Source organism: Streptomyces sp. BBFR2 (assembly GCF_044497305.1).
Classification (GTDB): Bacteria; Actinomycetota; Actinomycetes; order Streptomycetales; family Streptomycetaceae; genus Streptomyces.
Map to the genome: position 1 here is coordinate 6,511,909 of NZ_CP172415.1, position 18,413 is coordinate 6,530,321.

Annotated in this window: 18 protein-coding genes; 9 read left to right on the top strand and 9 right to left on the bottom strand. The window is 75.5% G+C overall.

Features of this window, described 5'->3' with window-relative positions; translation table 11 throughout:
• Positions 1–446: 446 nt before the first annotated feature.
• From ACGH2B_RS26820 to ACGH2B_RS26835, 4 genes are all read left to right on the top strand, one after another.
• Entirely contained in the window at positions 447–830 is a 384-nt protein-coding gene (locus ACGH2B_RS26820; protein ID WP_399095074.1) for an ArsR/SmtB family transcription factor, read from the top strand.
• Between the two features lie 190 nt (positions 831–1,020).
• On the top strand, positions 1,021–1,452 hold the full coding sequence (locus ACGH2B_RS26825) for a DUF6126 family protein (RefSeq protein WP_399095077.1): 432 nt from the start codon (positions 1,021–1,023) through the stop codon (positions 1,450–1,452).
• Positions 1,453–1,947: 495 nt separating this feature from the next.
• Entirely contained in the window at positions 1,948–4,149 is a 2,202-nt protein-coding gene (helR, locus tag ACGH2B_RS26830) for an RNA polymerase recycling motor ATPase HelR (RefSeq protein ID WP_399095080.1), read from the top strand.
• Between the two features lie 80 nt (positions 4,150–4,229).
• A complete protein-coding gene (locus ACGH2B_RS26835) occupies positions 4,230–4,670 on the top strand; it encodes an SPW repeat protein (protein ID WP_399095083.1) in 441 nt (146 codons plus the stop codon).
• Positions 4,671–4,758: 88 nt separating this feature from the next.
• On the opposite strand, the gene ACGH2B_RS26840 is transcribed toward ACGH2B_RS26835, so the two are convergent.
• From ACGH2B_RS26840 to ACGH2B_RS26850, 3 genes are all read right to left on the bottom strand, one after another.
• Complete coding sequence (locus ACGH2B_RS26840; RefSeq protein ID WP_399095085.1) at positions 4,759–6,021, bottom strand: cation:proton antiporter; 1,263 nt, start codon at positions 6,019–6,021, stop codon at positions 4,759–4,761.
• Between the two features lie 6 nt (positions 6,022–6,027).
• A complete protein-coding gene (locus ACGH2B_RS26845; protein ID WP_399095088.1) occupies positions 6,028–6,513 on the bottom strand; it encodes a cation:proton antiporter regulatory subunit in 486 nt (161 codons plus the stop codon).
• A gap of 157 nt (positions 6,514–6,670) precedes the next feature.
• The gene (locus ACGH2B_RS26850; RefSeq protein WP_399095091.1) at positions 6,671–6,874 is read right to left on the bottom strand and encodes a hypothetical protein; all 204 of its coding nucleotides are present in this window, start codon (positions 6,872–6,874) and stop codon (positions 6,671–6,673) included.
• Between the two features lie 358 nt (positions 6,875–7,232).
• Between ACGH2B_RS26850 and ACGH2B_RS26855 the strand changes: the two genes are divergently transcribed.
• Positions 7,233–8,282, top strand: coding sequence for an enoyl-CoA hydratase/isomerase family protein (locus ACGH2B_RS26855; RefSeq protein ID WP_399095094.1), 1,050 nt, complete (start codon positions 7,233–7,235; stop codon positions 8,280–8,282).
• A 7-nt stretch (positions 8,283–8,289) separates the two neighbouring features.
• Here the strand turns inward: ACGH2B_RS26855 and ACGH2B_RS26860 are convergent, their stop codons facing one another.
• The 5 genes from ACGH2B_RS26860 to ACGH2B_RS26880 are packed head-to-tail and all read right to left on the bottom strand — an operon-like array spanning position 8,290 to position 12,092.
• Positions 8,290–9,309 carry a serine hydrolase domain-containing protein gene (locus ACGH2B_RS26860; protein WP_399095097.1) on the bottom strand — a complete coding sequence of 340 codons (1,020 nt, stop codon included), beginning with the start codon at positions 9,307–9,309 and terminating at the stop codon, positions 8,290–8,292.
• Positions 9,306–10,229, bottom strand: a complete 924-nt coding sequence (locus ACGH2B_RS26865; protein ID WP_399095100.1) for a DUF6895 family protein — start codon at positions 10,227–10,229, stop codon at positions 9,306–9,308. The genes ACGH2B_RS26860 and ACGH2B_RS26865 overlap by 4 nt, the downstream gene beginning before the upstream one ends.
• Positions 10,226–11,197 (bottom strand): DUF6895 family protein, encoded by a 972-nt coding sequence (locus ACGH2B_RS26870; RefSeq protein ID WP_399095103.1) that lies wholly within the window; start codon positions 11,195–11,197, stop codon positions 10,226–10,228. Before ACGH2B_RS26870 ends, ACGH2B_RS26865 begins: the two co-directional genes overlap by 4 nt.
• A complete protein-coding gene (locus ACGH2B_RS26875) occupies positions 11,194–11,856 on the bottom strand; it encodes a hypothetical protein (RefSeq protein ID WP_399095106.1) in 663 nt (220 codons plus the stop codon). The genes ACGH2B_RS26870 and ACGH2B_RS26875 overlap by 4 nt, the downstream gene beginning before the upstream one ends.
• Before the next feature lie 50 nt (positions 11,857–11,906).
• On the bottom strand, positions 11,907–12,092 hold the full coding sequence (locus ACGH2B_RS26880) for a hypothetical protein (RefSeq protein ID WP_399095109.1): 186 nt from the start codon (positions 12,090–12,092) through the stop codon (positions 11,907–11,909).
• Between the two features lie 613 nt (positions 12,093–12,705).
• Here ACGH2B_RS26880 and ACGH2B_RS26885 point away from each other — a divergent pair.
• The 3 genes from ACGH2B_RS26885 (at position 12,706) to ACGH2B_RS26895 (ending at position 16,189) form a co-directional block, all read left to right on the top strand.
• Entirely contained in the window at positions 12,706–13,098 is a 393-nt protein-coding gene (locus ACGH2B_RS26885) for a molybdopterin-binding protein (protein WP_399095111.1), read from the top strand.
• Between the two features lie 57 nt (positions 13,099–13,155).
• Entirely contained in the window at positions 13,156–13,941 is a 786-nt protein-coding gene (gene modA, locus ACGH2B_RS26890) for a molybdate ABC transporter substrate-binding protein (RefSeq protein ID WP_399095114.1), read from the top strand.
• Between the two features lie 286 nt (positions 13,942–14,227).
• A complete protein-coding gene (locus ACGH2B_RS26895; protein ID WP_399095117.1) occupies positions 14,228–16,189 on the top strand; it encodes an ABC transporter permease in 1,962 nt (653 codons plus the stop codon).
• Positions 16,190–16,207: 18 nt separating this feature from the next.
• On the opposite strand, the gene ACGH2B_RS26900 is transcribed toward ACGH2B_RS26895, so the two are convergent.
• Positions 16,208–16,654 (bottom strand): nitroreductase family deazaflavin-dependent oxidoreductase, encoded by a 447-nt coding sequence (locus tag ACGH2B_RS26900; RefSeq protein WP_399095120.1) that lies wholly within the window; start codon positions 16,652–16,654, stop codon positions 16,208–16,210.
• A 292-nt stretch (positions 16,655–16,946) separates the two neighbouring features.
• On the opposite strand from ACGH2B_RS26900, the gene ACGH2B_RS26905 reads away from it, so the two are divergent.
• Entirely contained in the window at positions 16,947–18,410 is a 1,464-nt protein-coding gene (locus tag ACGH2B_RS26905) for an APC family permease (RefSeq protein WP_399095123.1), read from the top strand.
• Positions 18,411–18,413 lie beyond the last annotated feature (3 nt).

Sequence of the window (18,413 nt, forward strand, 5' to 3'; positions counted from 1 at the left end):
GGCGAACGGCCCGGGGCGCGCACCCGGACCGTGCCGCACGGGCCCGTGAGCGGGGCGACGGGAGAGGGGAGTGCGGGGTGTCAAGGCGATCTTCGGCCGGTCCGTTCCCGGGGTGCGGGCGGCGGGGGAGCGGTGATTCCTCCGGCGTGCGGGCGCATGTCCCGTCGGCGCGCCCCGGCGGGTGCCGTGAACATGCTCGATGTGTCGGATGTCCCCCGCCGGAAAGCCGTCCCGGTCGGCCCCTGCCCGCCCACGGACGGCCGGATGTCGTCTACAGTTGCAGAAGTCTGCAATTCAACAGTGGGTGCGGTTGTCGGCGGACCGTGAGTGGAGGCGTACGTGGGCGGATGGGCCGGAGCGGCAGAGGGACGGACCCCGGGCGCCCGGTGCCGCACGGCGCGGGCCCCGCACCCCGTACGACCCCCCGCCGCGGCGGGAGCGCGCGGATGAACGACACCGCAATACCGCTGTACGAGGCGAAGGCCGCGTTCTTCCGGGTACTCGGCCACCCGGTGCGCATCCGGGTGCTGGAGTTGCTCCAGGAGGGCCCGTTGCCGGTACGGAAACTGCGTGGCGCGATCGGCGTCGGACCGGCGGCGCTCTCCCAGCAGCTCGCGGTCCTGCGCCGCTCCGGCATCGTCACCGCCACCCGCACCGGCACCACCGTCGTCTACGAGCTGACCGGCGGCGACGTCCCCGGGCTGCTGGGCGCCGCCCGCCGGACCCTTCCCGTGGTGCTGACCGGTCGCGGTGAACTCCCCGCGGAACCGCTGCGGGTGGCCGAGGAGCGGGTGGCGGCGCAGCCGCCCCGCGTCCGGGAGGCGTCATGAGTGGAGCGGCAGGGAGCGGAGCGGGTGTGAGCGGCATGGGGATGAGCGGGGTGCGGCGCCGGGCGCGCGCCGCCGGCATGGCGCCGTGGGGCGCGGCCGGGGGCGCCGCGTGGCGGCCGGCCCAGGTGGCACGCCGGGTACGGCCCGCGTGCCACCGCGACCGGGGCAGGCCGTCCGGCGGCCTCGCCGGGTGAGCGCCGTGCCCGGCGCCGCACGGCGGAAGGGGCCTCCGCCGTGGCGCGCGGTCCACTCGCGCACCTGCCTGCCGGTCACCGGCACCCCGGACGCCCGCCGCCCGTGCACCGGCCCGCACCACCATCCGTACGACGAGGGCGCGGTCGCGTCCCGGGGGCGGCGCCCCTGTCCGTGGCGTCCGGCCGGCGGGCGGACCGCGGCGCGCTGCGGGGTGCGCCGGCGTGCCGTGCCGACCGGGCGGCGCACCGGTCGGCCCATCGGCCGTCCGCTGGTCCGGCCGTCGGCTCCGCCGCGCGTCCTCGCGCTGCTCTCCGGGCACAAATCGCACCCGACGACCCGTCAGGTCCTGCTCTACATAGCCGTGGGCCATCTCGTGGCGGGCTTCCTCGCCCTGCTCGTCTACCTGGGGCGGCACGCGGGCACCTGACGCCCGCCGCGGATGCCCGGCGGCTCCACCGGAAAGCGGCGCCCTCGTCCAGGGGACGGGGCGCCGCTTCGTGTTGCCGGGTGCCGTCCGGCGAGGGCGGAACGGCGGCGGAAAAACCAGAGGCAAGGAGGTCACCGCCTCCTTGCCACTCTCAACGTATAGCTGACGGGGGGCCTTGCGGCAAGGCCCCCCTGGTGCCGCACAATCTCGGGCCCAGGCCCTGTCGCCGCACTTCCTGTCTCCCTTGTCGCCCCGGACGCGCCCGTCGTGGTGCGGCCGGTTCATCCCGGTACGTCCTGCTCCGGTGGGTGGCGAGGGGAGGGGAGGGAGCGGTAGGGCCTGGGCCCGAGATGGTGCGGAAGAGGAGAGCTACGAGGTGTGTGCGGTGTTGGCGGTTCACGGGAGGTACGGGGGCGGCGGGCCGTCGGCGGGGGCCGCGGGCCGGGTGGGCGCGCCGGTCGGCGTCGTGTCCCAAGCAGGGGCGGAGGTGCGGGGATGAAGCCGCTGACCAGCGTGTTCGACCTTTCCGGGCGGCTTGCGGCCAAGGCCGATCCGGGGCTGATCGCCGGGGACGAGCGGCACTTCGCCGCCCTCGCGGAGAGTCTGGAGCGGTCGGTCGCCGAACTGTCCGGCCGGCTCGCCGACGTACAGAAGGGGCCGGGCGGCGTGGGGCGGGCGGCGATGGAGCGGGATCAGGAGGTCCACCGGCTGACCGGCCGGCTGCGCACCCTGCGCCGCTTCGGCCTCGACCTCTGCCTGGGGCGGATGGTCGCCGCGGACGACCCCGAGCCGGTGTACATCGGGCGGCTCGGCCTCACCGACGGTGCCGGGCGCCGGCTGCTGATCGACTGGCGTTCGCCCGCGGCCGAGCCGTTCTTCGCCGCGACCCACGCCGACCCGATGGGGCTGGTCAGCCGCCGCAGATACCGCTGGACCGGCGGCCGCGTCGGCGACTACTGGGACGAGGTGTTCACCGCCGACGGGCTCGACGGGCACGCCGCCCTCGACGACCAGTCCGCCTTCCTCGCGAGTCTGGGCGGCAGCCGGTCGGCCCGGATGCGGGATGTGCTCGCCACCCTCCAGGCCGATCAGTCCGCCATCATCCGGGCGGACTCCCGGGGCGCGCTCGTCGTCGACGGCGGTCCGGGCACCGGCAAGACCGTCGTCGCCCTGCACCGCACCGCCCACCTCCTGTACGCCGATCCCCGTCTGGGGCACCGCCGGGGCGGCGTGCTCTTCGTCGGCCCGCACCAGCCGTATCTCGCGTACGTCGCCGACGTCCTGCCCGGCCTCGGTGAGGAGGGCGTACGGACCTGCACGGTGCGCGATCTCGTCCCCGAGGGGGCCGCGGCGGTGCCGGAGGCCGATCCGGAGGCGGCGCGGCTGAAGGCGTCCGTGGGGATGGTGCGTGTGATCGAGAAGGCGGTCCGGCTCTACGAGGAGCCGCCCGCCGAGGGGAGGGAGGTCACCACGGAGTGGGGTGAGGTGTGGCTGAGTCCCGCCGACTGGGCGGAGGCGTTCGGCGCGGTACCGCCGGGCACCCCGCACAACGAGGCGCGGGAGGCGATCTGGGAGGAGCTGGTCGCGATCCTGCGGGACAAGCACGGCGCGGCGGTGCCGGCCGAGGAGTTCGGCCGGGAGCTGCGGCGGGACCGGGAGCTGCTGCGGGACCTCCACCGCGCCTGGCCGACGCTGGACGCCGCCGAGCTGGTCGGCGACCTGTGGGCGGTCCCCGCGTACCTGCGGATGTGCGCGCCGTGGCTGACCCCGGACGACGTCCGAAGGCTCCGGCGCGCGGAGGGATCGGCCTGGACGGTGGCCGATCTGCCGCTGCTGGACGCGGCGCGGCGGCGGCTCGGCGACCCGGAGGCGGCGCCCCGCGCGCGGCGGCGGGCGGCGGTGGCGGCCGCCGAGCGGGCCCGGATGGCCGACGTCATCGACCACATCGTCGCGGCCGATGCCGACGGCGAGGGCGCGGTGACCATGCTGCGCCACCAGGACCTGCGAGAACGCCTGGCCGACGAGGGGGCGTCGCCGGCCGGGGAGGCGGATCCGTTCGCCGGGCCGTTCGCGCACATCGTGGTGGACGAGGCCCAGGAACTGACCGACGCGGAGTGGCAGATGCTGCTCTCGCGCTGCCCGTCGCGGAGCTTCACCCTCGTCGGGGACCGCGCCCAGGCCCGGCGCGGCTTCACCGAGTCGTGGCGGGAGCGGCTGGAGCGGATCGGCCTGGACCGGATCGACGTCGCCTCACTGGGCATCAACTACCGCACGCCGCAGGAGGTCATGGCGGAGGCGGAGACGGTCATCCGCGCGGCGCTGCCGGACGCCAATGTGCCGGTGTCCGTCCGCCGCGGCGGCGTCCCCGTCATGTACGGCCCGGTCACGGAGCGGGACGCGGTGCTGGACGCCTGGCTCGCCGGGCAGGAGGACGGGATCGCCTGTGTCATCGGCGATCCGGGGTTCCGTCCGGTGCCCCGGGTGCGGTCGCTCACCCCGGAGCTGGCGAAGGGCCTCGAATTCGACCTGGTGGTCCTCGTCGATCCGGAGGCGTTCGGCACGGGCACCGCGGGGGCGGTCGACCGGTACGTCGCGATGACGCGGGCGACCGGGCGGCTCGTCGTCCTCGGCCGCCGCGGGGACGGCGCGGCCGCCGCACCCTCCGGCGGAAGTCGCGTACCGCCCCACTACACATAAAGGCGACATAAGTGCAGAATGGAGAGGTGCGGTGCTCCACCGCGATACGGCCAGGCTTGCGGACGAAGGAGGCGAGTCGCATGGCCGACGTCTCACACCACAGGGGAGATCTCGCAGGTCACCCCGATGTTTCGGAGATGCAGGCCCGGTACGAGCGGGTGCTCGGCGGGCATGACGTGGCTCTCGTGGACGGGCCGGTCTTCCTCGTCGGTCTGTTCTGCGCGGTCTCACCGTGGATCGTGCACTTCACCGCGAGCCAGCCGGCGCTGATGACCCACAACCTGATCATGGGCGTCGCCATCGTCGCGCTGGGCCTCGGCTTCACCGTCCGGCCCGCCCGGATGTACGGACTGAGCTGGGCGATGTGCGCCATGGGCATCTGGATGATCATCGCGCCCTGGATCGTCGGCAGTGGCCCGGACCGGGGCGTGATCTGGACCAACGCCGTCATCGGCGCTCTGACGTGCCTGCTCGGGCTGGTCTGCGTCGCGGTGTCCGGCAGAGGCCGGCGCCACGGCTGATCCGCGCGCACGGCTGGTGACCGTGCGGACGGCACGGCGGCCGGTGTCCCTCGCGGGCACCGGCCGCCGTCGTGTCCCGTGGACGCGGTCAGCCGCCGGTGCGGGCGGTGTCACCCGGGGCGACCGGGGACTCCTCGGCCGGCGCGGGGCCCGGTGCGGCGGGCGCGGCAGGGGCGCCCGCCGTGGCCGGGGCGCGGCCCAGCAGCCGGGTCGCGCGGCGCGCCACCGGCTCGGTGAAGCGGGCGGCCAGCGGTCCGAGGATCACCAGGATCAACACGTACGCGGTGGCCAGCGGGCCGATGCGGGGCTCGACACCGACCGCGAGCCCGGCGATGACGATGGAGAACTCACCGCGGGCCACCAGCGTGCCGCCGGTCCGCCAGCGTCCCGCCGTACGCACCCCGGCGCGGCGGGCCGCGAACCACCCGGTGGCGATCTTGGTGCCGGCGGTGATCACGGCCAGGATCAGCGCCGGGACGAGCACCGGCGGGATCGCCGCCGGATCGGTGTTGAGGCCGAAGAAGACGAAGAACACCGCGGCGAACAGGTCCCGCATCGGCGCCAGCAGATGGTGCGCGCCCTCGGCCACCTCACCGGAGAGCGCGATGCCGACGAGGAACGCGCCGACCGCCGCCGACACCTGCAACTGCTGCGCCACCCCGGCGACCAGCACCGTCAGGCCCAGCACCACCAGCAGCAGCATCTCCGGGTTGTCCGAGGAGACCGCCCGGCTGATGAGTCTGCCGTGCCGCAGCGCCACATACAGGACCGCGCCGACGGTACCGAGCGAGATCAGCAGGGTCAGGCTGCCGCCCGCCAGGCTCAGGCCGGCCAGCAGCGCGGTCAGCAGCGGCAGATAGACCGCCATCGCCAGGTCCTCGATGACGAGGACGCCGAGGATCACCGGCGTCTCGCGGTTGCCCAGCCGCCCGAGGTCGCCGAGCACCTTGGCGATCACCCCCGACGACGAGATCCAGGTGACACCGGCCAGCGCCACCGCGGCCACCGGCCCCCACCCGAGCACCAGCGCGGCCACCGCGCCCGGCACGGCGTTCAGCGCGAAGTCGACGATCCCGGAGGGATATTGCGTCTTGAGGTTGGTGACCAGCTCCGAGGCGCTGTACTCCAGGCCCAGCAGGAGCAGCAGCAGGATGACGCCGATCTCGGCGCCGGTGGAGACGAATTCCTCACTGGCGTTGAGCGGCAGCAGCCCCCCGTGGCCGAAGGCGAGTCCGGCGAGCAGGTAGAGCGGAATCGGTGAGAATCCCACCCGCCCCGCGAGCCGGCCGAGTATGCCCAGGCCGAGGATGATGGCCCCGAGTTCGATGAGCAGCGCGGTGGTGTCGTGCACGGGCGGTTACCCTCCGGTGATCAATGCGGCGACGGCGTCCACGCCTTCCCGGGTGCCGACCACGACGAGGGTGTCGCCGATCGCGAAACGGAAGTCCGGGGTGGGCGAGGGCACGGCGTCGGTACGGCGCAGAACGGCGACGATGGACGCGCCGGTACGGGTGCGGGCCGCGGTGGCCCCCAGGGTCCGCCCGGCGTACGGGGAGCGTTTGGTGACCGGGATGTGCTCGGTGACCAGGTCGATCTCCCGGTGCTGGTGGAGGTGGGCGACGGGGTCGGGGAAGAGGAGTTTGGACAGTGCGCCCGCCTCCTGCGGGGCGAGCGCGACGGAGTCCTGGCAGCTCTCCTCGTCCCGCGGGTCGTGGAAGGCGAGGATGCGGCGGCCGTCCTGGTGGACGACGACCGAGACGTGCCGGCCGCCCTCGGTGTCGAGGTCGTAGCGGGTCCCGACCCCGGGGAGGGCGGTCTTGCCGACGTGGGCCGATGGCTCCATGGAGGTGCTCCCTGCGGGGGTGCGTGCAGCGTGCGGGCGTGCGAGGCCCCTGGCCGGACGGACCGGTACGACCGGCCGTCACTGGTCAGGCATTGTGCAGCATCCGGCGCCGGTGACCGGGGCCGGGCGAAGGGGGCCCCGAGGCGGTGACGTGGTGTCAGCCGGCGCAGGACATATCGGGAATACCGCTGCGCGCGCAGGGAGCGAGGCGGGGCCTGCGGTGCGGGACGAAGCCGTGGGCGTGCGCGGCGGTCCGCCGGACCCGGCGCGGCCGGATCGCGTCGCAGGCGGCACCGTACGGACGGTCACCGGAGGCGGGGTGCGCGGCGGGAACGGCGGGGGACGGGGCGGTGGTCGGCATGTCCGTTCCTCCCGTTCGTCCCGGAACGTACGGCCGCTCACCGCGGAACGGGTGACGGCCGCACAACAGTGCGTTGTCGGCCCCGGCAGTTTAACCCAGCCCCAAATGGCCGGATTTGGGGGATCAGGGGGCGGGCGTGGTGCCGCCGGACCGGGCCGCGCACGGCCTCCGGTACCGCACCGTCACGGACATCCGGCGCCGCCCGGGCCGGGAATCCCGCCCGCACCCGCCCGTGGACGCGCGCCGTCTGATGGAGTGGGGGCGTCACCGACCGCCCGCGGCCCGCGGGCGCCGTACCGCTGAAAAGGACCGACGAGAAGATGCCGTTCACCACCCCGCAGCGCACCGGAGACGCCCGATGACCACCGCCGACGACTCCGTACTGCGCCGCACCGAGGGCCACGCCGGACACCTCGTTCTCAACCGGCCCCGGGCGCTCAACTCCCTCACCCACGGCATGGTGCGGCACCTGTCCGCCGCGCTCGACGCCTGGCGGGACGATCCCGCCGTCGCCACCGTGGTGCTCTCCGGGGCGGGCGAGCGCGGGCTGTGCGCGGGCGGCGACATCCGCGCCATCCACGACGACGTCCGGGACGGCGACACCGCCGCCACCCGCGCCTTCTGGCGCGCCGAGTACCACCTCAACGCGGAGATCGCCCGCTATCCCAAACCGTTCGTGGCGTTCATGGACGGCATCGTGATGGGCGGCGGCGTCGGCGTCTCCGCGCACGGCGGCGTCCGGATCGTCACCGAACGCTCCCGTGTCGCCATGCCGGAGACCGCCATCGGCTTCGTGCCCGACGTCGGCGGACTCCATCTGCTGGCCGCCGCCCCCGGCGAACTCGGCACCCACCTCGCCCTCACCGGCGCCCCGATGACCGCCGGTGACGCCCTGCTGTGCGGCCTCGCCGACCACTACGTGCCCGCCGCCCGGCTGCCGGAGCTGGCCGCCGCCCTCGCCACCGGCGACGTGGCCGGGGCCGTGGCGCGGTACGCCGAGCCCGCGCCCGAGGCCCCGCTCGCCGCCCACCGCGGCTGGATCGACGCCTGCTACGCCGCCGACACCGTCGAGGAGATCGTCGACCGGCTGGAGCACAGCGGGGAGCCCGCGGCGAAGAGCGCCGCGCAGAGCCTGCTGGAACTCTCGCCGACGTCGCTGAAGGTCACCCTCGCCGCGCTGCGCCGGGTGCCGCGCCTAGGCTCGCTGGAGCGCGTCCTCGACCAGGACTTCCGCATCGCCTCCGCGGCGCTCGCCTCGCCCGACCTGGTGGAGGGCATCCGCGCCCGCATCGTCGACAAGGACCGCGCGCCCCGCTGGTCGCCCGCGCACCTGGCGGACGTCACCGACGGCGAGGTCGCCCGGCACTTCCGCTCCCTGGGCCCGGACGAACTCGGGCTGAGCGGCTGACGTCCGCTCAGCCCCCGGCCGCGTCGCCGCACAGCGCGTACAGCAGCTCGTACGCGGTGCTCGTCAGGCGGCAGGCGCGGCCGCGCCGGGTGGCGAGCGCGGCCACGCCCGTGCCGCTGGCCGGATGGAACCCGATGAACGACTGCTGCCCGAACGTCGCCCCCATGTGGAACAGGAGCGGGCCGCCCGGCGCCGGGTGCCGGAACCACGTCAGCGTGTGGGTGTGCACGCGCCCGGCGCCGTGCCGCAGTTGCGGTACCTGCACCGCCCGCACCGCCCCGGCCAGCGGTGTCGCACCGGGGTCCAGATGCGCCTCCAGGAAGGTGAGCAGATCGCCGGGGGTGGCGCGGACCGCCGCCGCCGGGGCGAACGCGCCCATCGAACCGGCCGGTACGGGCGTGTGCCCGTCGGCCCGGTGCCCGAGCGCGTCGGTCCCGGTGGTGCCGGGCTCCAGCGCGGTCCCGGTCAGCCCGAGCGGGACCAGCACCCGGCGGGTCAGCAGGGCGGGGAAGGCGGTGCCGGTGGCGCGGGCCAGCGCGCAGCCCAGCAGCGCCAGGCCGAAGTTGGAGTAGTGCCAGCGGGTCCCGGGCGGCCGGGGCCGGGTGCGGGCGAAGGCGTGCAGCAGCCGTTCGGTGCCGTAGCCGTGGTAGCCGTTGGCGTACGGCTGGAGCAGCGCGCCGGGCACCATCTCGCGCGGGATGCGCGGCAGCCCGGAGGTGTGGGTGGCCAGATGGCGCAGGGTGATGCGGTGCGCGGTGCGGTGCGGCGGCGCGGGGCGGGGCAGGTGGGCAGTGAGCCGGTCATCGGTGCCGACCGCCCCGTCGCCGGCGAGCGCCGCGAGCAGCAGGACCGTGAACGTCTTGCTGAGCGAGCCGAGTTCGTAGCGCAGCGCGTGGCGGCCTGCGGGCGGGGGCGGGGCGGTGCCGCCGGTCAGGACGGTGCGGACGCCGCGGCGGGTGACGGCGACGACCACGTCCGGCGCGTCGATGGCGGCGACGGCGTCCGCCGCCCGGTCCGCCGCCGTCACCGGGCGTCCGACAGGGCCCGCGAGGTCGCCATCGCGGAGGCGAACGCGGCGACCAGCGTCGGATGGTGGACGGTGTCGAAGACCGTATCGGCGTCACCGTCCGGCATCTCCCGCTGGAGCGGCATCGCCCCGCTCGCGTCCTGCGCCGCCGCGAACCGCTCCCACACCCCCGCGTCCAGCGACGGCCGCGGCAGACACGCGTCGACGACGAGGAGTTCGCCCAGCAGGTCCCAGTGGCCCAGGTCCGCCCAGTCCTCCAGCCACGCGGGGAGGTAGCGGGTGAGGTAGTCGGCGATCTTCGGCGGGATCCGGCCGGGGGCGGCACCCCAGTTGGTGAGGTGGAAGACGGTGTGCGTCACGTCGTACGCGGTGTGCAACTGCACCGTCCACGGCTCGGGGAGCTGCGCCAGCCAGGTGCGGGACAGCGCCCGGCCGATGTCGCCGCTCGGTGTCAGCCCGAGTTTGCGTTCGGCGTTGAGGACGCCCAGGCGCCGGTTGGGCACCATCTCCAGCGCCGACCAGCCGAGCGTCTGCCGGGCCGTGGCGATCGCGCGTTCCAGCTCCGGATGGCGGTGGCCCAGCTCGTGGAAGCTGCCGTAGATCTCCAGCGGGACGGGGGAGAACGGCTCGTCGTGCTGGAGCCCGGCGAGGATGTTGCCGCCGTCGAGCAGTTCGCGCCAGGCGAAGTCCAGCAGCCGTCCGGCGCGGGCCCGTTGCCGCGAGCCGGCCACGCCCTCCCGGAACAGCACCTGCATGTTGATCACCAACTCGCCGACCGGCTTGAGCCGTTCCAGCAGCGCGCGGTTGGTGGCGCGGTCCTCGGATGTCAGCCGGAAGTGCTCACGGTGGTCGTCGAGCCAGGTCAGGGCCCGGTCGCCGACCCCGTGCAGCAGCGCCGGTGGCGCGGCCGTCACGATCACGGTGCTGCCTCGCTCTCCCGGCCCGAAGCCGCGTGGGGAAGGTCGTCGGGGGCGGCGTCCGTACCGGCGCGGGCGAGCGTGGCGGCGAACGCGGTCACCAGGGTGGAGTGATAACAGAGGAGGAACGGATCGTCCCCGTACGGGAACTGCGCCGGATCGCCGGTCTCCGGCACCCCGCCGTCCGGCCGCTGCGCCGCGGCCAGCCGGTGCCAGGCGTCCGCCGGGCACCAGGGCTCGGGCAGGCATCCGCCGACGGCGAGGAGTTCGCCCGCCAGATCCCACAGTTCCCGCTCCAGCTCGCCCTCCAGCCAGCAGGGCAGCCACAGCCGCAGATAGGCGGCGAGCGGTGCGGGCATCCGGTGGCGGGCGCGCCCCCAGTCGGTGCGGTGGAAGACGTCGTGGGTGATGCCGTACGCGGCCCGGCGGTCCAGCAGCCAGGGCTCGGCGCGGACCCCCAGACCGGTCAGGGCGAACACCGCGTCGGGGTCGGCGTGGAGCGGCAGCCCGATGCGCCGTTCGGCGTTGAGGACGCTGAGCGTCCGGGTGTGGTCGCCGCCCGCCACCCGCCAGCCGCGCAGCCCGGTGACGGTCGCGAGCAGCGCGTCGGCCTCCGGATGGCGCAGCCCGGCGCGGGCGAAGACGCCGTACAGCTCCACCGGGTACGCCGCCTGCGGCTCCCCGCGCACCAGCTCCGCGTGGAGCGCGCCGTATCCGAACTCCTCCCAGGTGAACGAGAAGAGTTCGCCGGCCCGCTCGCGCACCTCCGCGCGCGGGTGCCGGGCGTGGATCAACTGGGTGAGTTCGGCCAGTTCGCCCAGGGGTTTGAGGGTGAGGTTCGGGTCGGCGTCGGTGGCGACGTCGGCGGGCAGCCGGAAGCGGTCGCGGTGGGCGCCGAGCCAGTCCAGCGCGCCGGCGACGACGGAGTCCAGCAGGTCGGGGTCGGCCGCCGCGGGCGGCGGGCCGCTCACTCCCCCCGCCCGTAGAAGCACCGGGCGGCGACGAGATGCAGGGCCACCCGGGCGTCGTCGCCGCCCATGTGGCCGATGAAGGTGAGTCCGGCGTCCAGCCCGAGCGTGGAGGGGACCCCGGGCAGCCGGGCCAACCAGCGCCCGAGCCCCGCCGCCTGGAGCCAGTCCCGGCGGCGCACCGCGCGGACGAAGCCGCGGGCGAGATCGTCGGTACGGGTGGTCAGCGCGTCGGCGAGGGCGGGGGAGAGGCCCGGCAGTGCCAGCGCGGCCAGTTGGGAGGCGCGGTGGGCGAGCTTGGGCCAGGGGTCGGTGTCGATCCAGCCCGACGCGGCGTCCGGCGCCTGCGGCCAGGTCTCCGTCCCGCCGGGCAGGAACGCGTGGGACGCCTCGACCAGGCCCCGGTAGCTCCAGACCGAGACCGCCGAGGCGTCGGCCCCCGGCGGAAAGGCCGCCAGCGCCGCTCGTACGACGTCCCGGTCCGCGGGGTCCGCCGCCGGGGTGCGGTCGTCCACCGCGTACGGCGCGAGCGCGTCGGCGCCCAGGACACGGACGGCGGCCGGTGCCAGCGCGTCGCCCGGTCCGAGGACGCGGGAGAGCGCATAAGGGCCGCCCTCGCCCCGGAGGGCGAGGGCGACCCCTGATGCGGCATCGGCGATCACGGTTCTCAGGGCTCCGGAACCCTCGGCCTGATCTACCAACGCACTACCTTTCAGCGCGGGTCCGGCTTGGGACGGGGGGTGGGGGGCGACGCGAGCAGGAGGCCGGCGAGCAGGGCCGCCCCGGCACACTCACGGGTGTCCCGGAAGGCGCCGTTCGGTTCGGTGGAGTCCAGCAGGTCCTCGACCTCGACGGCGAGGGTCGCCGACTTGACCGAAGCTGTGCGATCCGTGGTCATGGGATCATCTCCTTCTACGGCAGTGACTTAACTCTTACATCACCTTTAATCCGCCGCAATCGGAAGAAAGGGTCATGTGCGGTCACCTGTGGAGGGGTGGGGGTTTCCCGGGAGAGCGCGGGGCGACGCCGCGTCAGGGTGGGGGCGGTGGGCCACCGGCGCCCTTCCTGTCGGGCGGGGCGCCGGTGGCCCACCCCGAGGCGATCGGGTGACGTGCCGTCAGAAATGCCTGCTGCCGGGCTTGTTGGCGAGGGTGGGGGCGCCCATCTCGAAGCCCCTGCCCTGGGGCGGCCGCTATCTCGGCGCCCCTTCCGGGAAGGGCCGCACCCGGAGGCGTGCCCGTCGGTGGGTGACGCGGGCCCCGCGCGGAGCCGTTCAGGGCCGGCCGGTCCGCTTCGAGACATCGGCGTCCGGGCATCGGCGCGTACGCGGCGCCGGGACCGTACGGCACGGAGAACGGGCCTGCGGACGGGGCTGCGGGACGCCTCGCCCGCGGGCCGCCCGACGGCCACCCGACCGTGCCCGGAGGAAGCTCCGGCGCGCCTCGCGGCTGCACCGGATGATCACCCGAAGGGATTGCAGATGCGTCAGAATCCCGCATATCTTTCCGCACATGCATCCCTACACCCTCAGCCGGGCCGCGCGGTTGCTGGGCGTCAGCCCGGACACCGCGCGCCGTTGGGCCGACGCCGGACGGGTCGCCACCCACCGCGACGAGAACGGCCGCCGCGTCATCGACGGCAAGGACCTCGCCGCCTTCGCCGTCGAGATCGGCCGCGGCGACGCGGGCGAGGAGGGGTCCTACACCTCCGCCCGCAACGCCTTCCCCGGCATCGTCACCGCCGTCACCCTCGGCGATGTGGCGGCCCAGGTGGAGATCCAGGCCGGACCGCACCGCCTGGTGTCCCTGCTCACCCGGGAAGCCGTCGAGGAACTCGGCCTGGAGGTCGGCACGGAGGCCACCGCCCGGGTCAAGGCGACCAGCGTGCACATCGACCGCGCCTGAGCCGCGCTCCCGCCCCGCCCGCCCGGACCGCCCCGCCCCGCCCCGAAGGAGCCCGCCATGCCGCACGCCGTGACCCGCCGCCGCGCCGCCGCGCTCGTGACCGCCGCCCTGCTCGTCCCGCTCGCCGCCTGCGGCGGCAACGACAAGGAGAACCGCGGCAAGGACACCAAGGGCGCCGCCACCGAACTGACGGTCCTCGCCGCCGCCTCCCTCACCGATGTCTTCAAGACGGCGGGCGCGGCGTACGAGAAGGCGCACCCCGGCACCGAGGTGCGCTTCTCCTTCGCCGGTTCGCAGGAACTGGCCGCCCAGGTACGGCAGGGCGCGCCCGCCGACGCGCTGGTCACCGCCGACACCAAGACCATGGACGGGCTGCGCGCCGACACCGGCAAGCCCACCGTCATCGCCAAGAACCGCCTGGTCATCGCCGTAGGCAAGGGCAACCCGAAGAAGGTCCACACGCTGAAGGACCTCACCGGCCCCGACGTGAAGGTGGTCCTCGCCGCCGCCGAGGTGCCCGTCGGGCGCTACAGCGAGCAGGTGCTCGGCAAGCAGCATCTGACGGTCAGGCCGGTCTCGCAGGAGCCCAACGTCCGCGCCGTGCTCAGCAAGGTCGAACTCGGCGAGGCGGACGCCGGGATCGTGTACCGGACGGACGCGGCCACCGCACCCGGCAAGGTCGACGCCATCACCGTCCCCGACGCGCAGAACGCCGTCGCCGACTACCCCGCCGCCACCCTCAAGTCCTCCCGGCACGCCGCGGACGCCGCCGCGTTCGTGAAGTGGCTCGGTATGCCCGAGGCACAGCGGATCCTCCGCAAGGCCGGTTTCCAGCAGCCGTGATCCGCGCCGCGCACCGGCCCCGGCCGGTCCCGGCGCCGGGACCGGCCACTCCGTGACACGGTGACGAGCGGGCCCCGGCCCGCCCGGACGGCGGCCCCGCGGCGGTACGGCCACGGACCCGCGGCCCGCACGCCGTACCACCGGCGCACCGGCCCGCACGCCCGTGGCCGTACGGCGGTGGTCCGGTGGCCCGGAGCGCCGCCGTACCACCGGCCACCGCCCCGGCGCACCGGCCCGCACCCGCCCCGCCCCGACATACAGGAACCGCCATGGCACAGGAGCCGCGATGAGAAGCCCCCGCCCCCCGCGGGCCCGGTGGTCCGGGGGGCGTACGCCCGTGGCGCTGGCGGTGCCCGCGCTGCTGGCCGTGGCGTTCCTGCTGCTGCCGCTCGTCGGCATCCTCGCCCGTACCTCCTGGAGCGAGCTGGGCACCCACCTCACCAGCCCCGGCGTCACCGAGGCGCTGCGGCTCTCGCTGCTGGTCTCCTTCTGGGCGCTGGGGCTGTCCCTGCTGCTCGGGGTGCCGCTCGCCTGGCTGCTGGCGCGCACCGCGTTCCCCGGCAAGGCGCTGGTGCGCTCGCTGGTGCTGCTGCCGATGGTGCTGCCGCCGACCGTCGGCGGCGTCGCGCTGCTCCTCGGCTTCGGCCGCCGCGGGGTGCTCGGCCCGTGGCTGGAGGACACCTTCGGGCTGACCCTGCCGTTCCACACCTCCGGCGCGGTCGTCGCCGCCACCTTCGTCGCCATGCCGTTCCTGGTCATCAGCCTCGAAGGTGCCCTCGCCGGACTCCGCCCCGCCTACGAGGAGACCGCCGCCTCCCTCGGCGCCTCCCCGCTCCGCGTCTTCGTCACCGTCACCCTCCCGATGACCGCGCCGGGCCTCGCCGCGGGCGCCGCCCTGACCTGGGCCCGCGCCCTCGGCGAATTCGGCGCCACCATCACCTTCGCCGGCAACCTGCCCGGCACCACCCAGACGCTGCCGCTCCAGGTCTACCTGCTGCTCCAGGACTCCCCGGAGGCCGCCACCTCGGTCTCCCTGCTGCTCCTCGCCATCGCCATGGCCGTCCTGGTGGCCCTGCGCGGCCGCTGGGCGGGCACCCCCCGCCGCACACCGCGCCGCCCCGCCCCCGCCGGCCGGCCGGGCGCCACCGCCGCACCCGACGGCCCCCAGGACACCGGCCACGAGGACGCCGCCGCACCCCCGGCACCGGAGGACCGCCACGCCCTCCACGCCGACGTCACCGGCTTCACCACCCTCACCCTCGACGCCGCCCCCGGCACCACCCTCGCCGTCGTCGGACCCAACGGCGCGGGCAAGACCACCCTGCTGCGCGCCCTGCTCGGCCTCACCCCGCGCGCCCGCGCCGACCTGCGGCTCGGCGACCGCGACGCCACCGCGCTGCCCCCGCACCGCCGCGGCGTCGCCTGGGTCCCGCAGGACGGCGCGCTCTTCCCGCACCTCAGCGCCCTGAGCAACACCGCCTACGGGCTGCGCGCCCACGGCGTCCCGCGCGCCGCCGCCCGCCGCGCCGCCCAGGAATGGCTCGACCGGCTCGGCGTCGGCGCGCTCGCCCACCGCCGCCCCGGCCAGCTCTCCGGCGGCCAGGCCCAACGCGTCGCCCTCGCCCGCGCGCTGGCCGCCCGCCCCCGCCTGCTGCTCCTCGACGAACCGCTCGCCGCCCTCGACCAGACCACCCGCGCCCACGTCCGCCACACCCTCCGCCGCCACCTCGCGGGCTTCGGCGGCGTCTGCCTGATCGTCACCCACGACCCGGTGGAGGCGGTGTCGCTCGCCGACCGGGTGCTGGTCCTCGACGGTGGCCGGACCGTCCAGGACGCGCCGCCCGCCGAGGTCACCCGCGGCCCGCGCTCCCCGTGGGTCGCCCGGATGCTGGGCCGCAACGCCTGGCCCGGAACCGCCACCGCCGACGGCCTCGCCCCCGACGGCGGCGGCCACGTCATCGCCGCCGACCCGCTGCCCGAAGGCACCGCGGCGCTCGCGATCCTCGCGCCGGAAGCCGTCGCCGTCCACCGCGAACGGCCCGGCGGCAGCCCCCGTAACGTCTGGCCCGGCACCGTACGGGAGATCACCGCTGCGGGTGGCCGGCTGCGGGTGCGGATCACCTCGCCGGACGCCCCCGAGCTGATCGCCGAGGTCACCCCGCAGGCCGCCGCCGAACTGGGACTGGCCGACGGCGTCGCCGTGTGGACGGGCGTCAAGGCGACGGAGGTCCTCCTCGTCGCCCTGTGACGCCGCCGGCCCGGCCGGTCAGTGCGGTCGCTCGGCCGGTTCCAGGACGAAGACCGGGATCGTCCGGTCGGTCTTCTTCTGGTAGTCGGCGTAGTCGGGGAAGGCCGCCACGGCCCGCGCCCACCACTCGGCCTTCTCCGCGCCGTGCACCTCACGCGCCGTCATGTCCTGCCGCATCGGCCCGTCCTGCAGCTCCAGCCGGGGATCGGCCACCAGGTTGTGGTACCAGACCGGGTGCCGGGGCGCGCCGCCCAGCGAGGCGACCGCCGCGTACCGGCCGTCGTGCTCCACCCGCATCACCGGCGACTTGCGCAGTTTCCCGCTCTTCGCGCCCTTGGTGGTCAACACCACCACCGGCATCCCGCGCATCGTCGTGCCCTTCGTCCCGCCGGAACTCTCGATCTCCTCGACCTGCTTGCGCACCCATTCCGTGGGGCTCGGCTCGTACTCGCCCGCAAGAGGCATCGGTGGCTCCTCGTCTCGTCGCTGTCACGTCATTGCCGTCACTCGCACCGCCGCACGGCGGCGCGTTCCACTCAACACCGGCGCCCGGCCGTTCACTCCCGAACCGGGCGGTCGTGTCGCGCCCCGGGGGTCGGCGCCGGGCACCGGGCCGGTCGCGCGGTGCCGCCCCGCCCCCGTCCCTCGCCCCCCGTGGCCTCCTCGTCCGCCGCCGGGCGCCCTTCCGCGCGCCACCGCGGCGCCCGTACGGTCGCCCCGCACCCTGCCCGATCCCCGACGCCGATGAGGACCGCACATGTCCGCGCAGCAGACCGCCGCCCCCGCACCGGCGGCCGCACCCACCCTCGAACGCGGCGCCATCGGGACGGGCGACCTCGTCTTCTTCGTGGTCGCCGCGGCCGCGCCGCTCACCGTCATGGCGGGCGCCGCACCCGTCGCCATCGCCATGGCGGGCCCCGCCGTGCCCCTCGGCTACCTCGTCGCCGGGCTGCTCCTGGCCGTCTTCGCCGCCGGCTTCACCGCGATGAGCCGGCACGTCCGCAACGCCGGCGCCTTCTACGCGTACATCGGCCGCGGGCTGGGCCGCCCGGCCGGCGCCGGTGCCGCCTACGTCGCGCTGCTCGCCTACAACGCCCTGGAGGTCGGGCTGCTCGCCGCGTTCGGGCACTTCACGGCGGGCGCGTTCGCCGACCTCACCGGGGTCCGCACCGCCTGGTGGCTGTGGGCGCTCGGCGGACTCGTCGCCATCGGTGTGCTCGGCTACCTCAAGGTCACCCTCAGCGCCAAGGTGCTCGGCGCCGCCCTCGTCCTGGAGGTGCTGATCCTCCTCGTCCTGGAGACCGGCATCCTCGCGCACGGCGGCGGACCGGCCGGACCGGACCTCACCGTCCTCACACCCGGCCGTCTCACCGGGCCCGGCGTCGGCGGCATGTTCGTCCTCGCGATCGGCGCGTTCATCGGCTTCGAGGCGACCGCCCTCTACGCCGAGGAGACCCGCGACGCGGCCCGCGCCGTGCCGCGCGCCACCTGCCTCGCCGTCGCCTTCCTCGCGCTCTTCTACACGCTCACCACCTGGCTGGTCATCAGCGCCTACGGGGCCGACCACGCCCAGGACGTCGCGCGCGGGCCCGGCGGCACCGACATGTTCTTCACCGCCGCCACCCGCTTCGCCGGTGCCTGGGCCGCCGACGCCATGCGGCTCCTCCTCGTCACCAGCGCCTTCGCCGCCACCCTCGCCTTCCACAACGGCGCCACCCGCTACGGCTACGCCCTCGGCCGCGAGGGACTGCTGCCCCGCCGCCTCGGCACCGTCTCCGCCCGCACCCGCGCGCCCGCCGCCGCCGTCCTCGCCCAGTCGGCGTGCGCGCTGGTGACCGTCGCCGTCACCGTCGCCGCGGGCGCCGACCCGTACGCCGTGACGTTCCTGTGGACCAGCGGCACCGGCATCGTCGGCGTGATGGTGCTCCAGGCGCTCGCCGCGGCGGCGGTGTTCGGCTTCTTCCGGGGCGGGCGGCGCGGGCAGCCGCGGTGGCGGGTGGTGGCCGCGCCGCTGGTGGCGTGCGCCGGGCTGACCGCGCTGACCGTCCTGGTCTGCCGGAACTTCACCCTGCTCACCGGCGCCGCCCCCGGCGTCAACGCCGCCCTGCTCGCCCCGCTGCCCCTCGCCGGCGCCGCCGGGACCGCCGTGGCGCTGCGGATCCGCCGCCGCGACCGGACCGCGTACACGCGGCTCACCACCGTCGACGCGGAGCGCGGCTGACCG

Bases quoted from the DNA above. Each gene is read 5' to 3' on its own strand.
- ACGH2B_RS26820 (WP_399095074.1), top strand. From the start codon at position 447: ATGAACGACACCGCAATACCGCTGTACGAGGCGAAGGCCGCGTTCTTC.
- helR (WP_399095080.1), top strand. From the start codon at position 1,948: ATGAAGCCGCTGACCAGCGTGTTCGACCTTTCCGGGCGGCTTGCGGCC.
- ACGH2B_RS26835 (WP_399095083.1), top strand. From the start codon at position 4,230: ATGGCCGACGTCTCACACCACAGGGGAGATCTCGCAGGTCACCCCGAT.
- ACGH2B_RS26845 (WP_399095088.1), bottom strand. From the start codon at position 6,513: ATGGAGCCATCGGCCCACGTCGGCAAGACCGCCCTCCCCGGGGTCGGG.
- ACGH2B_RS26850 (WP_399095091.1), bottom strand. From the start codon at position 6,874: ATGCCGACCACCGCCCCGTCCCCCGCCGTTCCCGCCGCGCACCCCGCC.
- ACGH2B_RS26855 (WP_399095094.1), top strand. From the start codon at position 7,233: ATGACCACCGCCGACGACTCCGTACTGCGCCGCACCGAGGGCCACGCC.
- ACGH2B_RS26880 (WP_399095109.1), bottom strand. From the start codon at position 12,092: ATGACCACGGATCGCACAGCTTCGGTCAAGTCGGCGACCCTCGCCGTC.
- ACGH2B_RS26885 (WP_399095111.1), top strand. From the start codon at position 12,706: ATGCATCCCTACACCCTCAGCCGGGCCGCGCGGTTGCTGGGCGTCAGC.
- modA (WP_399095114.1), top strand. From the start codon at position 13,156: ATGCCGCACGCCGTGACCCGCCGCCGCGCCGCCGCGCTCGTGACCGCC.
- ACGH2B_RS26895 (WP_399095117.1), top strand. From the start codon at position 14,228: ATGAGAAGCCCCCGCCCCCCGCGGGCCCGGTGGTCCGGGGGGCGTACG.
- ACGH2B_RS26900 (WP_399095120.1), bottom strand. From the start codon at position 16,654: ATGCCTCTTGCGGGCGAGTACGAGCCGAGCCCCACGGAATGGGTGCGC.
- ACGH2B_RS26905 (WP_399095123.1), top strand. From the start codon at position 16,947: ATGTCCGCGCAGCAGACCGCCGCCCCCGCACCGGCGGCCGCACCCACC.